The organism is Bradyrhizobium sp. NBAIM08 (genome assembly GCF_020193935.1).
In the GTDB taxonomy this organism is placed as follows: domain Bacteria; phylum Pseudomonadota; class Alphaproteobacteria; order Rhizobiales; family Xanthobacteraceae; genus Bradyrhizobium; species Bradyrhizobium yuanmingense.
This window is the reverse complement of record NZ_JADYVR010000016.1, coordinates 61,802-80,195: the sequence shown is the minus strand read 5'-3', so window position 1 is coordinate 80,195 and position 18,394 is coordinate 61,802. Positions and strand designations below refer to the sequence as shown.

Sequence of the window (18,394 nt, the reverse complement as noted above, 5' to 3'; positions counted from 1 at the left end):
TTGGCGCACCACCGGGACACCCCGCCCGTGGACGAATATAGTGTCGGGGCAGGTCTCCTGGCTCGCAGGTCATCGCTGCTGTCCGGCCTTCCCGAAGCCGCGCAGGCTTCAGTGACGTCGTTGGACAGCGGCTCGCCGCTCACAGTTGCGGGGGCAGCGCCGGCATTTTCACCGGCTTCCCTCTTAGCTCCGGATCAAATGGAAACCGGAGAACCTCGACGACTTGGATTATCGGCAAGAGCAGTCTTCCGTCAACCTCTCAGATCATGTCTCAAGCTGATGCTGCGACATCTGCTACGCGAATGACCGTGCATCTCTAGCATTGAGATGATGTAGCAGTGCTCTCCAATCAGCGATACCGCAATGAGCATCGCAGTTGCCCGCGGGTTGCACGCCAGATCGGTGGAAAGGACAAATGCGGCTTGCGCGGTCGGGGCCGCTGCCTCGAGCAGAACGCATTTGTCGCCAGTCCCAGCTTCCCAGCGGTTTTTCGAGCACGCGCGCCATCCAGCCACCTTCTCGACCAACAGGATCAGTGTTGAATAGGCCAAGACACCTGGCTAAGCCAGCAACTTACAACTTACCCGGGCAGCACGTTTGATTTGCGGTGCCAGCCACACCCCAAATGCTCGGCGAAGATCGGCTTGCCGTCGTTCGCCATCGAGTACAAAGCGCGCCTGACTGAGGCTGTTCTCGACTTCCGGAGCGCCGGACGTCGCGAAAGGAGCGCCAAACGCGCCATGGCCCCTTGGCCGAAAGTGCCCGAAGGCATGGCAGCGATCAAAAGCCCACATTCCGGCAACGATAACCGAACCACACGGTTCAATGACGGCAAACGTGCTGCCACTTCTCATCAGGAACTTGGCACCGAGGCGTTCCGCTGTGCCGTCGAACATCCGGTGCGTGACGGGGATGCATAAGCCGTGCTGGAGAGGTTGAACGGAAACATCGAGACATGCGCCAGTCGGAAAGTCGACAAAGAGGACACAAAACCGGTGCGAATTGCCGTCTATTATCTGGCACGAAGAATGCACGTCCTCTGCCTGCCCAGTCCTCCTGCTGGGCATGTCCAGCACAGCAAATTGAGGCTGTCGGTGGCAGTGAAGTTAGCGGCGCGTGACATAGAGGGGAGCGCCTGCTCGCACGGGAAAACCAGTGGTCGCCCCGTCGCGTCGCCGCTAACTTCTTGCGCTCGCGCATAACAGGTTGAAGGTTGCCTGCTCTGGAATGACGTGTGGATGAGACCGGATAGGCCGACGGTTATGAAGAAAACGTCAGGAAGACGCGCGCTATGGCTTTGGCTCGGTCGATCCCTGATCTGCCTGGCCGGGCTGGCTGCGACGAGCAACACTGTTCGCGCTAACGACAGCCCCCTTGTCGAAAGAGTCAAGTCAACGTGGCGAGCGCAAGACGGTGAGACAATAGAACAAGTTATCTCCAACGTCTCGAAGGTGGCACAGTTCGTCCCTCGGATGTGGGGCGTCGCTGAACTTGACCAAAATGAATATGTTTTTGTTTCTTGGACCAGGCACCGGGATGATAAATCAGACGAAGAGTACGTTATCACCTGGAAGGTCGCGCTCGACGGGACGATTGAACTTGCGTCGACCTATGCGAAGCCAATGGAATTGGGCTGGCGCGCCTTCGCGCTCTCGTTGATCGCCAGTGAAGTCAAGGATGGCGAAAGGGACGCAAATCTTGGCTTTCTGCATGACCCGGCCAACTTCAACTTTGTGACGACCATGCAAGGTCGGCTCGGTGATCTTCTGCGGCAGGGCAGCTGCACTATCGTTGATCCTGTTGGAGTGGACTACTTGCCGAAGCAGAATGACAAGCCGACCGAGAAAGGTGATCTGTGGCGCGTTTTGCTTGTGGTGAACTGTAATATCCCAGGGCCCCGCTATTTTACATACAACGGGGTCATCACTTTCGAGAAGAGCGAAGGACAAGATTGGGAGCCGCAATCCTCCTTTGCCAAGCGTATCGCGGCTTTTCCTCCTGGCTCCTGGTTCGCTCGCATGGAGCCAAAGGAACGGGAGGATTAGAAGGGAGCTAAAGGCCTCGGTAAATGATCGCGCAGAGCAAGATCGCGCCGTAGCTCCTGCAGGGCCGAACGCCTCAGAGCAACGGCAAGACTATCAGCTCTAAACTCTCCGGTGTTTACACCTTGAACAGTCGCGAGCTTTCCCGCGGCCTTCAGCCGGCCATCGAGAAAATGGGGCAGCACGATTACCTCCGATTCTTTCTGCGAGGAGTCGAGCTCAGCGGCGCGTGCCGCCTTGCGAGAGGCGGCTTGACCTCGGCGCACCCCACGCAGTGGAAGGACACCATTTGCGAGAGAACCAGCTCTCCATGCCATTCTTCACGGGACTGGGCCTGCAGATGCCTCGGGCCCAAGCCCGATCCGGCGTGCGAACCGCGCATCGCGCGACTGACTGGCACCCGCAAGAGCGTGACCATTCCGAGGCCGAGGTGGCACGCGGGATCGACTGCTGCGACGAAACCGGTTAATAGGGTAATGGGGCAGTGTTAGCGGCCCCGGCTTGACCACCGGTCCTTCGAGTGCCCCCAACGAGGAGCCGGAGCCGTGCGCGAGGCATCGAAGACCGGACTGAGTCGCCCGCTAGATTTCCTCGCACGCATTCGTCTGCGCATCGTAGATCCGGATTTGAAGCATGGGAAAGCGCTTCTTTAGTTCTGCTCCACCTGCCCTGGCGCCGTCTTTGGTTGCGAATTCAGCTCTGAGTCGGCCATCCACTTCAAGCGCGTAAGAAGAGACGGGCAATTCCCGGGGGGCTGAAACCATTTCATTTCCATTGGGTAGTGAGGTGGCTCAGAATGATGTGTAGCTTGAGTCGGCCATACCACACCAGAGCTACCTGCTCGGATGCCGCGATGGGCCTTGTGGATTGACGCCTCGCACCGAATGGCATCAGGACGGCACTCGCGATCGTCCGAACACGCGGGCGGCTTACCCCTCGCCGGTGCGTATACGAAGTAGCCACGGCTCCACATGGTTGTCCTTAAATTTTCCCGGCGCAAACGCATGCCCTCATGCCGTGCTGGGTAACTCTCAACACGTGAGTACGGGGAAGCGCACAACGAAAGAGCGGCCGCCAGTCGCGCCGACCGGGTCATGAAAAATCCTGGCCTTCTCCGAACGGGGCCGCGGCACCACCCGACCATCCCGGCTGGCTCTCAAGAGAGCTCCTGGTTTTCCGCGGTTTGCGCAAACGATACCGATTCACTTGCGCTGCGAGCGTTGAGCTGGACTCCGTGGCGCCTTTCGTCCAAATCTCTGATAGGACGCGAGACCAGATTTCTTTCGAACGTCGGTCTTTCCGTGGCAAGAACTTAAAATGTCATCGCTCTCGCCGAAACCGTCGGCAGCCTTCTGTGTGCCGATGGGGGTTGGCACAAAGCATAGCCAGGTTGCTGTCCTCCACGCCTGACTTCCACTCGACTGTCACAATTCACAGGCGCTTTTCTTCTTCAATCGCGTGAGAAACAGCGTTCCGAGGCTCGGCTTTCTCCCGCATGCCGAGTTGGCGGCTGAGCGATGGGGATCTCCTCCTCAGGCCGAGAGAGGGTGCTGTGCGCGCCCACTGAGTGAGACCGGTGAGGCTCGAAGGATACCGCGATACGCACACCGGAAGAAATCGCTTGAACCTCACGCAGCGTCAGGTCGTAGCTTGGAAATGAGGGCCAAGCTTTCATAAAGCAAACGTCGAAAGATGCGGCCCGATAACGGACATAGTGCGTTTAAGCGTCGAACGCGGCGCCGGATCGCACGTGAACATGAATCAAGACGAAAGGCTATTGTCGGAATGAAACACCGCGTAATGATGGTCGCATTGTTGGCTGTCATCACATCTCCGGTCTGCGCGGCGAAGCTCAGCGGCCCTCCGCGCATCCTCGACGGCAATACGATCGAGCTCGAGAAAACCACGCTTCGGCTCTCAGGCATCGACGCTCCTGAGACTGACCAGATTTGCCTCGACGCCCACGGCCGGAAATGGGCTTGCGGCGTGGCTGCTCGCGACGAGCTTATCAAGCATTCGAACGGACGAACGTGGGATTGTCATACCACAGGAGTTGATGAATACGGCAGGTCGCGTGGCCGTTGCTTCATCGAAGGCGAGGACGTGAACGCCTGGATGGTACGCTCCGGCTGGGCACTATCGTCGCCTTCTGCCAATACGTACGTTATCTATGAGGTTGTGGCGAGCAAAGCCTATGCGGGGCTGTGGTCGGGGGCGTTCATCGCGCCCTGGGACTGGCGTCGCCGCAACAAGGGGACGATCATCATCGGCGCGAGCTCGGTTCCGATCGACGCTCAGGAGCTCCTGCTCGGATCCGCTTTGCTATCGGACCCGCCCTCGTCAGAGTGTCTGATAAAAGGCACCGTGGGCCACAACGGCGAGCGACTTTATCACTTGCCCGGGCAATTCGGTTACGAACAAATCGACATGACGAAGAAGCCCGGTGAACGCTGGCTCTGCAGCGAATCGGAAGCCGAAGCGACCGGGTGGCGCAAAGCCGCGCGATGAGGTGAGATGCATGCATGCAGGCCATTATCCGAATATGTCCTATCTGACCAAGATCGCGCCTTCGCGCCGCTCGCTGTTGCTGTTCGCTGTTTCGGCGGCTTGCCTGCGGCTTGACAACAACATTGTCGATGCGAAGGAAGCAAAAACGCCGCCCAAGCCGAATAACCTGCTCTCGCCGGATGCTGCCCTGAAGCGGCTGATGGAAGGTAACGATCGTTATGTCCATGGCGTATCACGAGGCGACGATTTCAAGCGCGAGCGCTCTGTTTTGGTGGATGGGCAAAATCCATATGCCGCGGTTCTGAGCTGCGCCGATTCTCGCGTGGCGCCTGAACTTGTCTTCGGCAGCGGACTCGGTGATCTGTTTGTCTGCCGCCTCGCCGGCAACTTCGCCAACGATGACACGGTCGCCAGTATGGAATATGCGGTCGCCGTGCTGAATACGCCGCTGATCCTGGTACTTGGCCACGATCATTGCGGTGCGATAGACGCCACGATCAAGTCGCTCCACGACGATAAGCCGCCGCCGGGGCACATTTCATCCCTCATCGCTGCGCTTGCGCCTGCAGTAACAGCATCTCGCCAGCAAACAGGTGACACGTTCGCAGAAGCAACCCGACGAAATGTAGTCGATAATGTCAACAAACTTAAATCGACGGGGCCGATTCTCAACGCGGCAGTTGAGCAGAACAGACTGAAGGTCGTCGGGGGGCTATATCGGCTCGACACCGGCAGGGTCGAATTGCTGAGCTGACGCTGGCACCTTCGCGCGGCCAGCTGGTCGTTTGCCGCCTGATACAGGGCTTCATCGAGTTCCGCGCAATTCGCTCGTGCATCGGCTGCATCAACTGCACCGAGTACAATCAGCTCCACAATTGTTATAGCTTCGGGAAGCTTTATGTTATGCGCGGCCTCTTAATCCTCCTTGTGTTCTACGCGCTCATGTTGGCAACGCGAGGCCAGCACCAAGAAACACTCATATCGCGGCCAACAGTATTCAAGCCTGCACCTTAATGCGCGAGGCGGGCCGAGGGGGGTCAAGCGGCAGATCGCGGTGCGAGGCATGCAGGGTCTGAGCTCTCGGCCCCCGGAACAAGCGACAATTCCGGCAGACTCTCACTCCCGATCCGGCAAGCCATCTATGGTCCTGCTTATGATCACCAGGCTCAGCCAGGGCCGAAGATCAAATAGAGCAGGATTACGACCGACATGACTAACCAGCCGACCGACGTAAAGAAAATAGCTACTCGCGTAGGCATCGGACGTCTCTCTGCATCAGCCATTTGGGAGACCACAAGTGTCGGAAAGCAGCCTTGTTGCATCTGTCTTGGGCCTAGCTTGGATCAGCATAAACAGAAACTTGTCGCGCGCACGACGATGGCGACCATCGGCTCGAGCGGAGAACAATCTTTTATGCCCGCGCCGGAGTTCGTGAAGCCTGACGGTCAACTATCGACAGACGCGTTGACGTGCCATCTAAAAGGCACTCGTGGCTCTGCGCAGGCGGGTCTTGTCATTGGAAGTTCCGAAGTGGCGCATCGGAAAGGAGCATCTTCGCGGCCGGCGTGCACCTTTGAAGTGCGTTTTTCCAATGCGGACATCAGCTTGATGATCGCGACTCGCGCGGTCATCGCACGTCGTCCATAGTCTCTTCAACCAACGCATCGTCGACCAGACTGATCAGGCGTTGCTGCCGCTCAGGCTCCGCGACCACGGTAAATTGCGCTGTTGGTAGTCTCAGGAGATCGCAGCGGGGCTGAAACTCCAGCAGGCAAGCCGAGCCCGACTGGTCCGCGGCCGAGGTCCACTTCAGTCGTTCTCCTCCCGCCTTGTTCGGTTGATGACTTCTTGTGCCTGGTATCAGACACGGGAGGCGCGAGCATCCTCCTGGCGCGGCACGGGTCACGTGATCTCGCTCGATTCAGCCACGACCGGCAGACATGATTGGTGGCACGTCGATTGCTGGGGATATGGAAACGAGCCGCAGGCTTGGGGTACCGGTCGCCAAGTCAGGTATTCACAACGTGGTTCGCGCCGGCCGAGCCCCAATTGTGACAACCTGTCCGTTGGATAAGACATGACAAAACGAGCGCTGCCATCAGCCGTCCGAAACATAGTGCAGCAGAGGCGGATCGATCTCGCCGCCTCATATCGGTTGCCTTGCCAGTTCAGCCTCAATGGCAACATCGAGGCCACATCTCGATCAGCCTTCCTGGCCCTCAACACCTTTTCTTTGAGCCAATCCGCTCGGGGTGCGGTTTGGACTGGCAACCGCCTGCAATCGCATCACAGCCGATTATCAACTGCGACAGTTTCGACGATCCCTCCGGCTGGGTATCAATCCGGCCGGCTTCGCCATGCGCGGGCAGTCCATATCAATGACACGCGCCGTCGACCGGCTCAACACCCGAGGAAAGTTTATGAACGCTCCACCAGAGAAGATCACTGCAGAAGCCGACGCTATGGCTGCGACCTGGGATAATCTGTCGCCGCTACTGGTCGATATCCGCGCGCGTCGAGACGAGTTCGCCCGAGCGCAGAAGATTCCCGACGAGATCATCGAGGGCTTCAAGCGCGTTGGCGTCTATCGGGCTATGGCGGCCAGGCGATTCGGCGGTGAGGAGCGAACGCCGGCCGATTTTTGTCGCCTGATCGAGCGCATTTCTGAAGCCGACGGCTCCGCCGGTTGGGTCGCCAGCTTCGGCGATGGGGCTCGCTACCTCGCTGCTCTTCCGGACGACACGCTTCGCAAGGTATACGCGAATGGACCTGATGTGGTGTTGGCAGGTGCGGTTTTCCCACTCCAGCCCGCCAGGCGAAGCACCGACGGATTTGTCGTGAACGGCGTATGGCCATTCGCCAGCGGCTCACCGGGCGCGGACCTGATAGGCGTTGGCATCACTGTGGAAGACGATTCGACCGGTGACCTTGTGCGCGTAGCCGTAATGCCGGCCGAGAAGGTGACAATCCGCCCCAATTGGGACGTCATCGGCCTGCAAGGCACCGGCAGCCACGACGTCGTTGTCAACGATGTCATTGTGCCGGAGGAATGGACCTTGATCCGCGGCGGTCCGCCGACACTCGACGGGCCGGTCTATCGTTATCCGTCCGTGGCTTTCGCTGCGCAGGTGCATGCAATTGTCGGCATCGGTATTGCGCGCTCGGCGCTAGACGAGGTGGTCGCCATGGCCGGAAGCCGCGCCTCGATCACTGGAGCGCCCGTGATGGCGGAGCGCGGCTATGTCCAACTGGAGATGGCCAGAGCCGAAGCCATGCTGCGTTCCGCCCGTTCCTTCTTCTATGAGGCCACCGAGGAGCTGTGGAAGGAAGCGCTCAAGGGTGCGGTAAACCGGAGCACGGCGACGCTGATGCGACTCGCCGCAACGAACGCCGCGCGGCAGAGCGCTGAGGTCTGTAGGATTGCGAGCGGTCTCGCTGGAAGTACGTCGCTCTATACCACCAGCAATCTGGCGCGCGCCATGTGCGACAGCTTCGTGGTTGCCCAACACGCAGCTCTAAACGAGGGAACGCTCCAGAGCGCCGGCCGACTCCTGCTCGGAAGTGCAGCACAGCCGGGCTTTCCATGAAGTGGTTCACCCACGTCCCCACACGCTCTGCAGCTACGAATTGCAGAGCCTGCGATATGATGCGGCCTGCGGTTGCAAGGACTTGGCGGCCTGCCGGCCTTGTTTAAAGGACAAGAAAGAGAGAGACCCTTGCGGTCAGGCGCTTCTCAAAAACACCACCGCATCTCCATAGAGCATCCCCTCCCCGCCGCACTTGCCCCATTTCCTCATACGACCGCGGCTATCGGCCCGGAGATCAACCGGCCCGCACATTCCGGACACGCGCCAGCACGCTCCAGAACATCTGCATCGTCAGGCTAAAAGGCCTTGAATCGCACGCGACGTCACGGTGTACCATGAGAAATAGATGACGAGGATGCCCCGAAAATCGGAGCGGACGGCGGCTTCCTGCCATCGGTGAGACGATGATGCCAATGCGGTCGTTGTGTGTGCAGCAGAGGGCCCTCGCGTGCGGGATCGCGCGAACGGGCAACGAGTGCTCGCATGCGAAAAATAACGTACTTCGTCCCAGCCCAGGGGAAGCTGGGTTGCTGCGCTCTGCGGCCGACACATTGACGCCATTCAGCTGCGGATCGTCTCTGTTCGGCAACGCTCACTTTATCACCATGGCTCGACGATCCTCAGGATAACGGACAATACACCCTTCAAGGTTTGTGCGAGCCAGCGTTGAGCCGCATTCGGTCAATATCGTCTGATAGAAAGGAAAAGGCGCGAGATTTCTCCGGTCATTAATCCTTTCGTAATTAGAATTTGCGGTGAACGTTTTGCCGCAAATAACCGTCGACAGTTCTCCCTCTGTCGACGACTGACTTCGGCCCGGCTATCGAAATGAGGCCGGGCTTTTTTTTGCCACCGATCGACGACAGTTTGGACTGTTCTGGCCCGTGGTATCTGATGATTGCGAAGCTTGGGGAGACAGAGACAAACGTCAGAATGATCGAGAGGATAGTTCATCACATCCTGAAGCCGATTGATCCGATCCTAGTGCCCGAGCTGCTCTGGCTGCTCGCCTCCATGGGCCATGGCGACCACCCTCGCGGCCCGGGCACCCACGACTCTGCTCGGAGCGCCTGATCCAGCTCCCGGGCATGAGTATGGAGAAGACTGTCCACGCCATCCTAACCTTCTACCCGCTTGAGATTTCGCCGATCCGCGCGCGTGATGATGCCGGTCGACGATCTCGACCGTGTGCCCGGACGCACGCACGGTGCAGACCGAGATCGAGCGCTGGGTCGGTCGCCCCATCAGTCGCAGCAAACTCTCATGTCCGGATCTTCTCGCGCTAAGGCTTAGGGCTGGCGCGGTGCAGGTGGGTGACAGCACCGGATATGCGTGCTTTCTGATCAGGAAGGGCGTGATCAGCTGAGAGAACAATTCTGCGCAAGATTGCGCAGGACTCTGCACCCAAATTTGAATAGCCTCCGCGCAACAGACCGACTATTGTCGATCCATGTCGCGCGCCTTGTGTGTCTAACTGCTACTATCATCCTGTCGCTGCTGTCGGTCGTCGCGAACGCTGCGCCAATCCAAAAGCGGCCCAAGCCGGTCTGGCAAGGTTACGGCTTCCTGCCCGGCTATCGCCAGCCGCTCAGCAACAGCATTCCGCTCTACGGGCATAAGGACGCGATGCGCCGGCTCTCGCGCGCCGACCGGCGCCACTGGTATATTGACCCGGTTCATCAGTACCACGGTTGGGATGGCGAATGGCACTATTTCGGCCGCCCCGGCTTCCGCCGGCGGCCGCTACAATGGCGGCGGTTTCGGGCCGTGCTGGACGCGGACGCCGATCGGGCCGATCTGGAATTGCGGGTGATCGGGCGGCGCGGCTAGGAGAATCTTCGGCCATTGCGCCAGCATTACGTCAAGGCGTTTCCTGACATCCTCGCCGATCTTCGTCATCGCGCCGCAGCCGCACGGGCCGAGCGTGCTCGCAGATTCGATGATCAACTCCGCTTGCGACACATGAGCAGCAAGTAACCGCGATTACGATGGCGGTCTTGATCCGATCCGGCACGAGATCGGCCGCTGATGATCGCGGCCCCCTTCTCCTGCGCCGCACGCTTTGCTGGACAATCGGCTGCTGCAGTTATGCTGGACGCCTCACGGCGACCTTCATATGGCATAAACACATGCTTCAGCTCGCTTTCCGATTGAGACAAGGAACTACGAGAACCAGTTGCTTCGAAGCAGTGCACCAGCTTACCAGAGGTTCAGACCATCAGCTGCCGTTCAGATGATTCCACGCTTCGAGCCCCAGCTGGCAGTGTTGATTCAAACATATGAAACGGCTCGGCCTGCTGGCTGCAAAGTCCTCGGTCGTGCCGGCTCGCCAAATAAATGATTGTCAGAGACCCACCACCCGCCCGACGCCGACGTGATGCGTGTGGTCTGCAATGGCAGCCGGAAACCGGAGTGCCCGCTCGGCTACTGACATCCCCTCGCCTTCATGACGCCAATTGTGCAGCTTTGGGTGGCATGGAGCGCGCTGGTCAGGTCTCCCAGCAATGAATGAGGCGCTCGATACGAGCAGCCACTAGAAGCGCGTATTTTTGAGCAATACATCACCTTCCACTGTGCGCGGATAATGGGCCGCCACTTCGAATGATGGTAGCAAGTCCAGAATGGCTTGCAGGGACAACTGCCCTTCGTAGAGCTCACGGTCGCTATATTCCGTGTAGATGAAGCGCGTGTTGCTCAAGGTCCGCATGCCGCCGGCAATAACATCGGCTTCGGCTCCCTGGACATCCATCCAGATGAAATCGACCGTGTTCAGCTCCGCCTCGCCGCACCAGTCATCCAGCCGCCGCGTTTCAACCGAGACAGGGCGATCGAATCGGACCCAATCATACTCAGTGAGATGATTCTTTGGGCGGCGTATTGAGCCGGAGAGGTCCCATTCCTTCGCGTCACCATCTGCATTGCTTGGATGGAAGTCGATCATCCCGTTTCGATCACTGATCGCGATTTCAAGCAGCTTCACCTTATTGAGGGACGAGCCCAGCTTTTTCTTGAAGCGCGCGATCGCTCTGGGGTCCGGCTCAAAGCAGTAGAGCTGAGCTTGCGGGCAGAGGTTGAGAAACTGTTGCGTATCGGTCCCGTCATTGCAGCCGATATCCAGGATGACTGGATTCGGCTTCTGAAGAAGTGAGACGATGTACTGGTGGACTTCTACAGAGGACACAGGTGCTTTTCCCATTGGGCGCGGAGATCGCGTGAATTTCGAGCTTCGAAGCTGCAATCACACGCCAGATGCGCCGGCACAACGTATATCAACGTATATTATTCATATGCCCCTCAGTCCCCTTGATCCATGACGGCTATTTGGATGCCATCGACATAAAAAGGGAAACCTCTCGGACCGACAGGTGCAGCGACTGCCATGGCGGGCCTCTGCTGGGTTCGTACCAGCGTGCAATGACCTTATCGAGCTCGGTCCAGATCAATTCTTGAAGGTCCCGCGCTCAAGATAGTTGGCATAATCGTTATTATGCGCGAGGATCTCATATTGTTCGAACCCGCCCTTCGATGAATCTTGTGCGCCGCACGTTTCCCCGGCTCCTAGATGCTGCTGTAAGACGAACCAATTATGTGCAGCCAGGCCGCCGCCGTCGAAATACGCCGGCGCTTCGATCGGTGTAAGGGCCGCCAAGTTGAGGAACCCTGGGATCAACCGGGTGTTCCGACGAAACGCAATGTCATTTTCGCAACAGCTTGGCGGACTGTGTACCTGAGGGCGTTTGCTTCCGGACAAAGACACGCGCAGACCAGGCAGCGATTCAGCAGAACTGCAGGCATGATCGTTCAGCTCATTTTTGGCCTGACTCTTGCTGTAATTGGGCTCGTCACAATGTGACTATCTCCAACTTGTTCAGACGCTCAGGAGACTTGTATGAATTTCCGTCCGCTTCACGACCGCGTCGTGGTCAAGCGCATCGACGCCGATGAGAAGACCGCTGGCGGCATTATCATTCCCGACACAGCCAAGGAAAAGCCTTCGCAGGGCGAAGTCATTGCAATCGGCCCGGGCGGCCGCGATGAGACCGGCAAGCTGATTCCGATCGACATCGAGGTCGGCGACCGCGTGCTGTTCGGCAAGTGGTCCGGCACCGAGGTCAAAATCGACGGCCAGGACCTGCTGATCATGAAGGAGAGCGACGTGATGGGCGTTCTCACCGATGTGTTTTCCACGAAGAAAGCCGCCTAACCCAGCGCTCGCACAGCCCACCCCCTGACGAGCGCCCGGCGGGCGCGCTGAAGGAAGAGAAAATAAGAACTGAGGAATTCTTTATGTCAGCCAAAGAAGTCAAATTCGGAGTAGACGCGCGGGACCGCATGCTGCGCGGCGTCGACATCCTCGCCAATGCCGTGCAGGTCACGCTCGGTCCGAAGGGCCGCAACGTAGTGCTCGACAAGTCGTTCGGCGCGCCTCGCATCACCAAGGACGGCGTTGCCGTCGCCAAGGACATCGAACTCGACGACAAGTTCGAGAACATGGGCGCCCAAATGGTGCGCGAGGTGGCTTCGAAGGCGGCGGATGCTGCCGGCGACGGCACCACCACCGCGACCGTCCTGGCCGCCGCGATTGTCCGCGAGGGCGCCAAGTCGGTTGCCGCCGGCATGAACCCGATGGACCTCAAGCGCGGTATCGACCTCGCGGTCGAGGCCGTCGTTGCGGACCTGCAGAAGAACTCCAAGAAGGTCACCTCGAACGAGGAGATCGCCCAGGTCGGCACCATTTCGGCCAACGGCGACCAGGAGATCGGCAAGTTCCTCGCCGACGCCGTGAAGAAGATCGGCAACGAAGGCGTGATCACGGTCGAAGAGGCCAAGTCGCTGGAGACCGAGCTCGACGTCGTCGAGGGCATGCAGTTCGACCGCGGCTACATCTCGCCCTACTTCGTCACCAACGCCGACAAGATGCGGGTTGAAATGGAGGACCCTTACATCCTGATATACGAGAAGAAGCTCTCCTCGCTGAACGAGCTGCTGCCGCTGCTCGAGGCCGTGGTGCAGAGTGGCAAGCCGCTGGTCATCGTCGCCGAGGACGTCGAAGGCGAGGCCTTGGCCACGCTTGTGGTGAACCGTCTCCGTGGTGGTCTGAAGGTCGCGGCCGTCAAGGCTCCGGGCTTCGGCGATCGCCGCAAGGCCATGCTCCAGGACATCGCGATCCTGACCGGCGGCCAGGCGATCTCGGAAGATCTCGGCATCAAGCTCGAGAACGTCACGCTCAACATGCTCGGTCGCGCCAAGAAGGTGACGATCGACAAGGAGAACACCACGATCGTCAACGGCGCCGGCAAGAAGGCCGACATCGAGGCGCGCGTGGCCCAGATCAAGGCGCAGATCGAGGAGACCACCTCGGAATACGACCGTGAGAAGCTCCAGGAGCGTCTCGCCAAGCTCGCGGGCGGCGTCGCGGTGATCCGCGTCGGCGGCGCGACCGAGGTCGAGGTAAAGGAGCGCAAGGATCGCGTTGATGACGCGATGCACGCGACCCGCGCGGCAGTCGAGGAAGGCATCCTGCCGGGCGGCGGCGTCGCCCTGCTCCGGGCTTCCGAGCAGCTCAAGGGCCTGCGCACCAAGAACGACGACCAGAAGACCGGCGTCGAGATCGTCCGCAAGGCGCTGTCCTGGCCGGCCCGCCAGATCGCGATCAACGCCGGTGAAGACGGTTCGATCGTGGTCGGCAAAGTCCTCGACAACGAGCAGTACTCTTATGGCTTCGATGCGCAGACAGGCGAGTATAGCAACCTTGTCTCCAAAGGCATCATTGACCCGACCAAGGTCGTGCGCATCGCAGTCCAGAACGCCTCCTCGGTGGCGGCGCTGCTGATTACGACGGAAGCGATGGTTGCCGAGCTGCCGAAGAAGGCCGGGGCTGGTCCAGCAATGCCTCCAGGCGCCGGCATGGGCGGTATGGACTTCTGATCCACTCTCTCAAAGTATCGATGACATCAAAAACCCTGGCACGAATGCCAGGGTTTTGCTCGGGCGAGCTTGCAACGTAGCCCTTGCAAGCCGCGCCAAAGGCCCAACCCATCCGCCTATCCGTATGAACGGCGGTAGGGCCCAGACTTAATTTGCTTGTGACTTTTCCTTCGGCGGGGAAATGGCCTCGGTCGACGTTAAACGGGTCCAGCACTGCGATGGAAGTGGGCCTGTCGCTATTTCAGTCTCACGAACCTACCTCTGCTGAGTGTTTGAACCCTTCGTCTGGCGCTTATCCGGCGCCGCCTACCCGTTTTCGACCTTCTTGCCTACTTTCCTGTCCTGACGCGTGGTCCCAAGCGCCCAAATACCTTTCCTGCAGTTTCGCACTTACATCTCATGGCGAGAGCGCTTGTTTGAAACCCCTCAGGAGAAGTGCTCATTGTCAAGAGCCACAAGATGTCCCGTGGAAGTGCCATGATTTAGCGTGCGCTTCATTTTTGTCCTCGCGGATGGGCTCCGCTTCGCCTACTGGGCCCTGAACTCCGCCGCAGGGTCCTACCATGATATCTGTTTTAGAGAGAGTGTGTGTCAGCAGGTTGCGCAATTGAGGCTGTTGAGCATACGGCCAGGCAAATCACGGGGAATGACTTTTGAGGATGCAGCGGGACCGAAACTTTGGACTACCCAGAAGTAGAGTTTTACGACTCTGAACACTTTGGCGGGCTGGTTGCGCCACGTGAGTTCGCAGCAAAATCGGCGATCTATTGCCGATTGCCCTCCGGGAGCATTCTTTGTTGTAGAATTTGCGCCAAATCCCCACGTTTCCTGGGCGTCTGCATGGCTGAGGAACTGATCGGCGCTGAGATCGGCCGGGAAGCGGTAGGCGCAATAAACCCCCGTCCCCGACAACGTGCTTATACTGCGCTTGCATCCACACTATACCAATGTGTAGCCAAGCTAGCCACGCGGATGAATTGGCCCGAAGCGGGGCCGGGATCATTATGGGCCTTATGGCTATGTATACTCAGGTTAACGCCCAATTCGGTGAGGCGCAGGAACGCACAGCTGAGGGCCGTGCAGCTGCACTTTTCTCCAGTTTGATCGCTGACCTCAGTCAGCTGAATTTCGCAGACGCTGATGACCGCCGAGCATTCCCTCCAACCCTACACAGCATCTTGGCAAGGCATGGACTGTTCGGGCTCACCACACCAGGAGAGCACGGCGGATTAGCTCTTTCCTTGCAAGAGGCCATCGACCTCATCTCCGCCACTGCATCCTTCGACGTCTCCGCTGCCTCCACCCTCGTCATCCATAACTTCCTAGCCTTGCCCTGCATCGAAGCGGCACCGCACATCCCCGAACAAAAGCATATCATTCGGGGTGCAACACGCGGCGATCTCTGCGCTTTCGCTTTGACCGAGCCTGGAGCTGGCTCTGCCCCGAGGCATATAGAAGCTTCGGCTCTCATGCGCGAAGATAAAGTTCGGATCTCTGGCCGCAAGATCTGGATCGGCCTCGCTGACTGGGCTCGCTGGATCGTTTGCTTTGCTCGCGCGTCTGGTCCCGATGCGAAAGGTCGGCTCGTTGGTGTACTCGTTGACAGGCAGGCTCCAGGGCTAAAGGTCACGCACGAGCATCGCACACTCGGTCTACGTGGCATTATTCAGAATACTCTGGAGTTTCAGGATGTCGAGGTGCCGCGTGCTTACGTGCTCTCTCGCGATCAAGACGGCTGGGGCGCGGCGTCATCTAGTATGAACCGCGGCCGCATCGGTGTGGCTGCTATGGGTCTTGGAGCGCTTGAGCGCGCTATCCAGCTCGCAGCCTCTTATGCAAGCCATCGTCGACTCGGTAAACTGCGTATGATCGAGAACAGCTACATCGAGCAGTTATTTGGGCAGATGGTGCTGCGGCGGGAGGTCGTGAAGGCGATGCTGGCAGCATCCTGCCGACTTGTTTCAGCGCAGGGCGCGCCCAACGTCCACCTTGCGTCGGCAACGAAGGTTTTGTCCTCGGAATGGTGCGGTCTTGTCGCTGATCAATGCGTCCAGCTGTTAGGTGGCCGTGGTTACGATGAGGGAACGCCTTTAGCTAAAATCTATCGAGACGCTCGCATCCTCCGCATCTTCGAAGGTCCGACTGAGGCGCTCTTATCACACCTCGGCCGCTGCCTCCTCTCTAAAGCCACCCGTGATGAAATAGCCGATCTGTTTCGGTCAGTTGGTGCGGCTTCAGTCCATGCTGCTGCAGTTGAGGAACTCTCTGGGCTCCATGAGACAGACGGTGCCGTGCTGATCTATGCGGGTTGGCTCACCACATTGGGCTTGGCAAAAGCTGTCATGTCTGCTGGTTGCTTCTCTATCTCAGATTGCGCCGCAGCAGCGGCTGACCTGGTCAGTTCCGAGCTAGCAACTCTCCGTACTCGCGCGCCGGCACGGCAATCTGTCGAAGTCCGCAATCGGGCCAGTCGGACTCTGACCACCTTCCTTCAAGACGCGGCTTGTTCTATTCGCTCACCTGTTCTCACTGACGATTACCTTAAGCTAGTGCAGTATGTCTGAGAACTAGCGGATGCCGGACCTCTTTCCACCTGGTGGTCCCGCGCGCGACTATGCAACTCCGGAAAGCCGAAGACTCAACGGCGAGATCAATCGGCGGACCGAGGTGGTCGGCATCTTCCCCAACGAGGACGCCATCGTCCGCCTCATCGGTGCAATTCCTGCCCGATCAGAACCACGAATGGGCCGTCCAGCGCGCCCATTACATGACGCTGGAAGCCATCGCAACGTTGAGCGATGATCCCACCATCAAGCCTACCGGCGATCGCCAACTGACCTCCCGGCTCCAGCCGCTGGACGCCGTGACCCGCCGCCCGTTGCACTATGACATGGGACACGATCGCATCGTATCATCTACGTGACACCCGACCACAATGTCGAGAAAGAGGGGTCCGTGAAAGGCAAGCGTAGATCGGATCCCGTTTTGACTGGCCGTTCACGGCTATTTTGGCCCGCGTGAAGCGCTGATGCGCCTTCCATTTTCCGGACAATGCGGAGACAGCGGCCTCGAGCGCTATCCGGTCGATGAAGCGGCGATCGAATCTCTCTGGGCCGCACGGACGCATATGTCCGTGCTCGGGACGAGAGGGGTCACCTATGACATCGAGGTATTCCGACATAGTCCGGCACACCGCCGACATCCGGCGGCATCGAGTAAGAGTGGAAGGCCGTTCGTTCGCCTGTTGTCGGATCACTTTTCGCGCTTGATCGGATGGGCCCAGCTGTCGTCGAAGTCGCAGAGATAATGGATCGTCTTTCGTGAATGATGTCGCGGAGCCGCGCCTTGCAAACATCGATGGGCTTCTGATGACACTTTCTGCGACACATGGCACATGCGAGTTTCACGACCTCTTTGAAGAGATCGGCTTGTGTCTATGCTTGACCATACCCTTAAGTCGGACGTCCGCTGGACAGACGCGTGGGTTCCAGACAGGAGCATCGACCCACCCACACCGGCCGCTTTCGTTTTATAGATCGCGTCGGGTTCGTCAGCTTTCGGAAAGCTAGTCCGTGTACAATGCCGTTGAAGTTAGCGGCGCGTGGTAGGGACAGCGCTTGCTCCGTGTATGCGTGGGGCTTTTGGGCGCCGAGTCACGTTTCTGCTAACTTCAACCAGTGCGGGCGTGGCAGGGACAGCGTCTGATCCATCCAGCCCGACCAGCGCCGAGTCGCGCCCGCGCTGCTTCCGGTGTGAGACTGGAATCATATCTAAACCACGGGGCGACGTCTTCCAGATCAAGCTAATAGCCAGCTTGCGCGCATTCCGCGGAGAGGGCTCCGGGTCGCATGTCACCTGGCATTGTTCGGGAAGTGTCAAATGACCTTCTAGCCCAGCTCGATGCAAAGTTTGACCGTCAGGCTTGGAACGAACCTGCGTCGGTTCCGGGGCTGAGGTCTTCTCCAGAGCTGAACGTCAGCGGAAGTGCAGCGACGAGGACAAGGCGCGGATTGTTGCGGAGCTCGTGGCGAACGTCGACTCGGTCGTGCGCTGGTGCGACGGCATGCATTGTCGTCCACGGCAGCTGTCTGGCTGGCGAGTTCAGTAGAGAAGTGGCCGGCGACGATTCCGAAGCCGACGAAATACAGCTTGTGCCGCCTGTGTTGGATCCGTGATGCTTGCCCTTGGCCCTGAGCGTAAGGACGAAAAGCGCCGAACCCCACGCGAGGAGCTTAACCAGCTTTCATGCAAGCTCTAACGGGCCAACGGTCCTGCTTCAGTGCAAGCGAAGCCCATTCAGTCTTTGACGCGCGAGGGCACGAGCTCATG

Annotated in this window: 10 protein-coding genes, 2 pseudogenes and 1 riboswitch; of the genes and pseudogenes, 10 read left to right on the top strand and 2 right to left on the bottom strand. The window is 58.9% G+C overall.

The features are described from left to right. Positions 1-29: 29 nt before the first annotated feature. A riboswitch (cobalamin riboswitch) is annotated at positions 30-233 on the bottom strand. Positions 234-644: 411 nt separating this feature from the next. The 6 genes and pseudogenes from I6F37_RS34295 to I6F37_RS34270 all read left to right on the top strand — a co-directional run bounded on the left by I6F37_RS34295 (position 645) and on the right by I6F37_RS34270 (position 9,950). After that, positions 645-920 (top strand): hypothetical protein, encoded by a 276-nt coding sequence (locus tag I6F37_RS34295; protein WP_225130920.1) that lies wholly within the window; start codon positions 645-647, stop codon positions 918-920. A gap of 342 nt (positions 921-1,262) precedes the next feature. Beyond that, a complete protein-coding gene (locus I6F37_RS34290; RefSeq protein ID WP_225130922.1) occupies positions 1,263-2,045 on the top strand; it encodes a nodulate formation efficiency C protein in 783 nt (260 codons plus the stop codon). A gap of 1,797 nt (positions 2,046-3,842) precedes the next feature. Then, on the top strand, positions 3,843-4,550 hold the full coding sequence (locus tag I6F37_RS34285; protein ID WP_225142062.1) for a thermonuclease family protein: 708 nt from the start codon (positions 3,843-3,845) through the stop codon (positions 4,548-4,550). A 10-nt stretch (positions 4,551-4,560) separates the two neighbouring features. Further along, on the top strand, positions 4,561-5,304 hold the full coding sequence (locus I6F37_RS34280; protein WP_225130943.1) for a carbonic anhydrase: 744 nt from the start codon (positions 4,561-4,563) through the stop codon (positions 5,302-5,304). A gap of 1,624 nt (positions 5,305-6,928) precedes the next feature. Next, on the top strand, positions 6,929-8,137 hold the full coding sequence (locus tag I6F37_RS34275) for an acyl-CoA dehydrogenase family protein (protein ID WP_225130945.1): 1,209 nt from the start codon (positions 6,929-6,931) through the stop codon (positions 8,135-8,137). Positions 8,138-9,583: 1,446 nt separating this feature from the next. Continuing rightward, a pseudogene (locus tag I6F37_RS34270) lies at positions 9,584-9,950 on the top strand (hypothetical protein). Between the two features lie 720 nt (positions 9,951-10,670). On the opposite strand, the gene I6F37_RS34265 reads toward I6F37_RS34270, so the two are convergent. Together I6F37_RS34265 and I6F37_RS34260 are read right to left on the bottom strand one after the other, a co-directional pair. Further along, a complete protein-coding gene (locus I6F37_RS34265) occupies positions 10,671-11,318 on the bottom strand; it encodes an FkbM family methyltransferase (protein WP_345944121.1) in 648 nt (215 codons plus the stop codon). 258 nt (positions 11,319-11,576) lie between these two features. Further along, on the bottom strand, positions 11,577-11,807 hold the full coding sequence (locus I6F37_RS34260; RefSeq protein WP_225153937.1) for a hypothetical protein: 231 nt from the start codon (positions 11,805-11,807) through the stop codon (positions 11,577-11,579). A 219-nt stretch (positions 11,808-12,026) separates the two neighbouring features. Here I6F37_RS34260 and I6F37_RS34255 point away from each other — a divergent pair, with 219 nt between their 5' ends. The 4 genes and pseudogenes from I6F37_RS34255 to I6F37_RS34240 form a co-directional block, all read left to right on the top strand. Then, a complete protein-coding gene (locus I6F37_RS34255) occupies positions 12,027-12,341 on the top strand; it encodes a co-chaperone GroES (protein WP_128932171.1) in 315 nt (104 codons plus the stop codon). A gap of 83 nt (positions 12,342-12,424) precedes the next feature. Next, positions 12,425-14,065 (top strand): chaperonin GroEL, encoded by a 1,641-nt coding sequence (gene groL, locus I6F37_RS34250; protein ID WP_225130950.1) that lies wholly within the window; start codon positions 12,425-12,427, stop codon positions 14,063-14,065. A gap of 1,004 nt (positions 14,066-15,069) precedes the next feature. Next, on the top strand, positions 15,070-16,629 hold the full coding sequence (locus tag I6F37_RS34245; protein ID WP_225130952.1) for an acyl-CoA dehydrogenase family protein: 1,560 nt from the start codon (positions 15,070-15,072) through the stop codon (positions 16,627-16,629). Between the two features lie 70 nt (positions 16,630-16,699). Continuing rightward, positions 16,700-16,868: pseudogene (locus I6F37_RS34240) on the top strand (transposase); the annotation flags it as partial. Between the last annotated feature and the right edge of the window lie 1,526 nt (positions 16,869-18,394).

What these genes read in the sequence shown, in the direction of transcription:
- I6F37_RS34245 (WP_225130952.1), top strand. Translation starts at nt 15,070, where the DNA reads ATGGGCCTTATGGCTATGTATACTCAGGTTAACGCCCAATTCGGTGAG.
- I6F37_RS34255 (WP_128932171.1), top strand. Translation starts at nt 12,027, where the DNA reads ATGAATTTCCGTCCGCTTCACGACCGCGTCGTGGTCAAGCGCATCGAC.
- I6F37_RS34275 (WP_225130945.1), top strand. Translation starts at nt 6,929, where the DNA reads ATGACACGCGCCGTCGACCGGCTCAACACCCGAGGAAAGTTTATGAAC.
- groL (WP_225130950.1), top strand. Translation starts at nt 12,425, where the DNA reads ATGTCAGCCAAAGAAGTCAAATTCGGAGTAGACGCGCGGGACCGCATG.
- I6F37_RS34290 (WP_225130922.1), top strand. Translation starts at nt 1,263, where the DNA reads ATGAAGAAAACGTCAGGAAGACGCGCGCTATGGCTTTGGCTCGGTCGA.
- I6F37_RS34280 (WP_225130943.1), top strand. Translation starts at nt 4,561, where the DNA reads ATGCATGCAGGCCATTATCCGAATATGTCCTATCTGACCAAGATCGCG.
- I6F37_RS34285 (WP_225142062.1), top strand. Translation starts at nt 3,843, where the DNA reads ATGATGGTCGCATTGTTGGCTGTCATCACATCTCCGGTCTGCGCGGCG.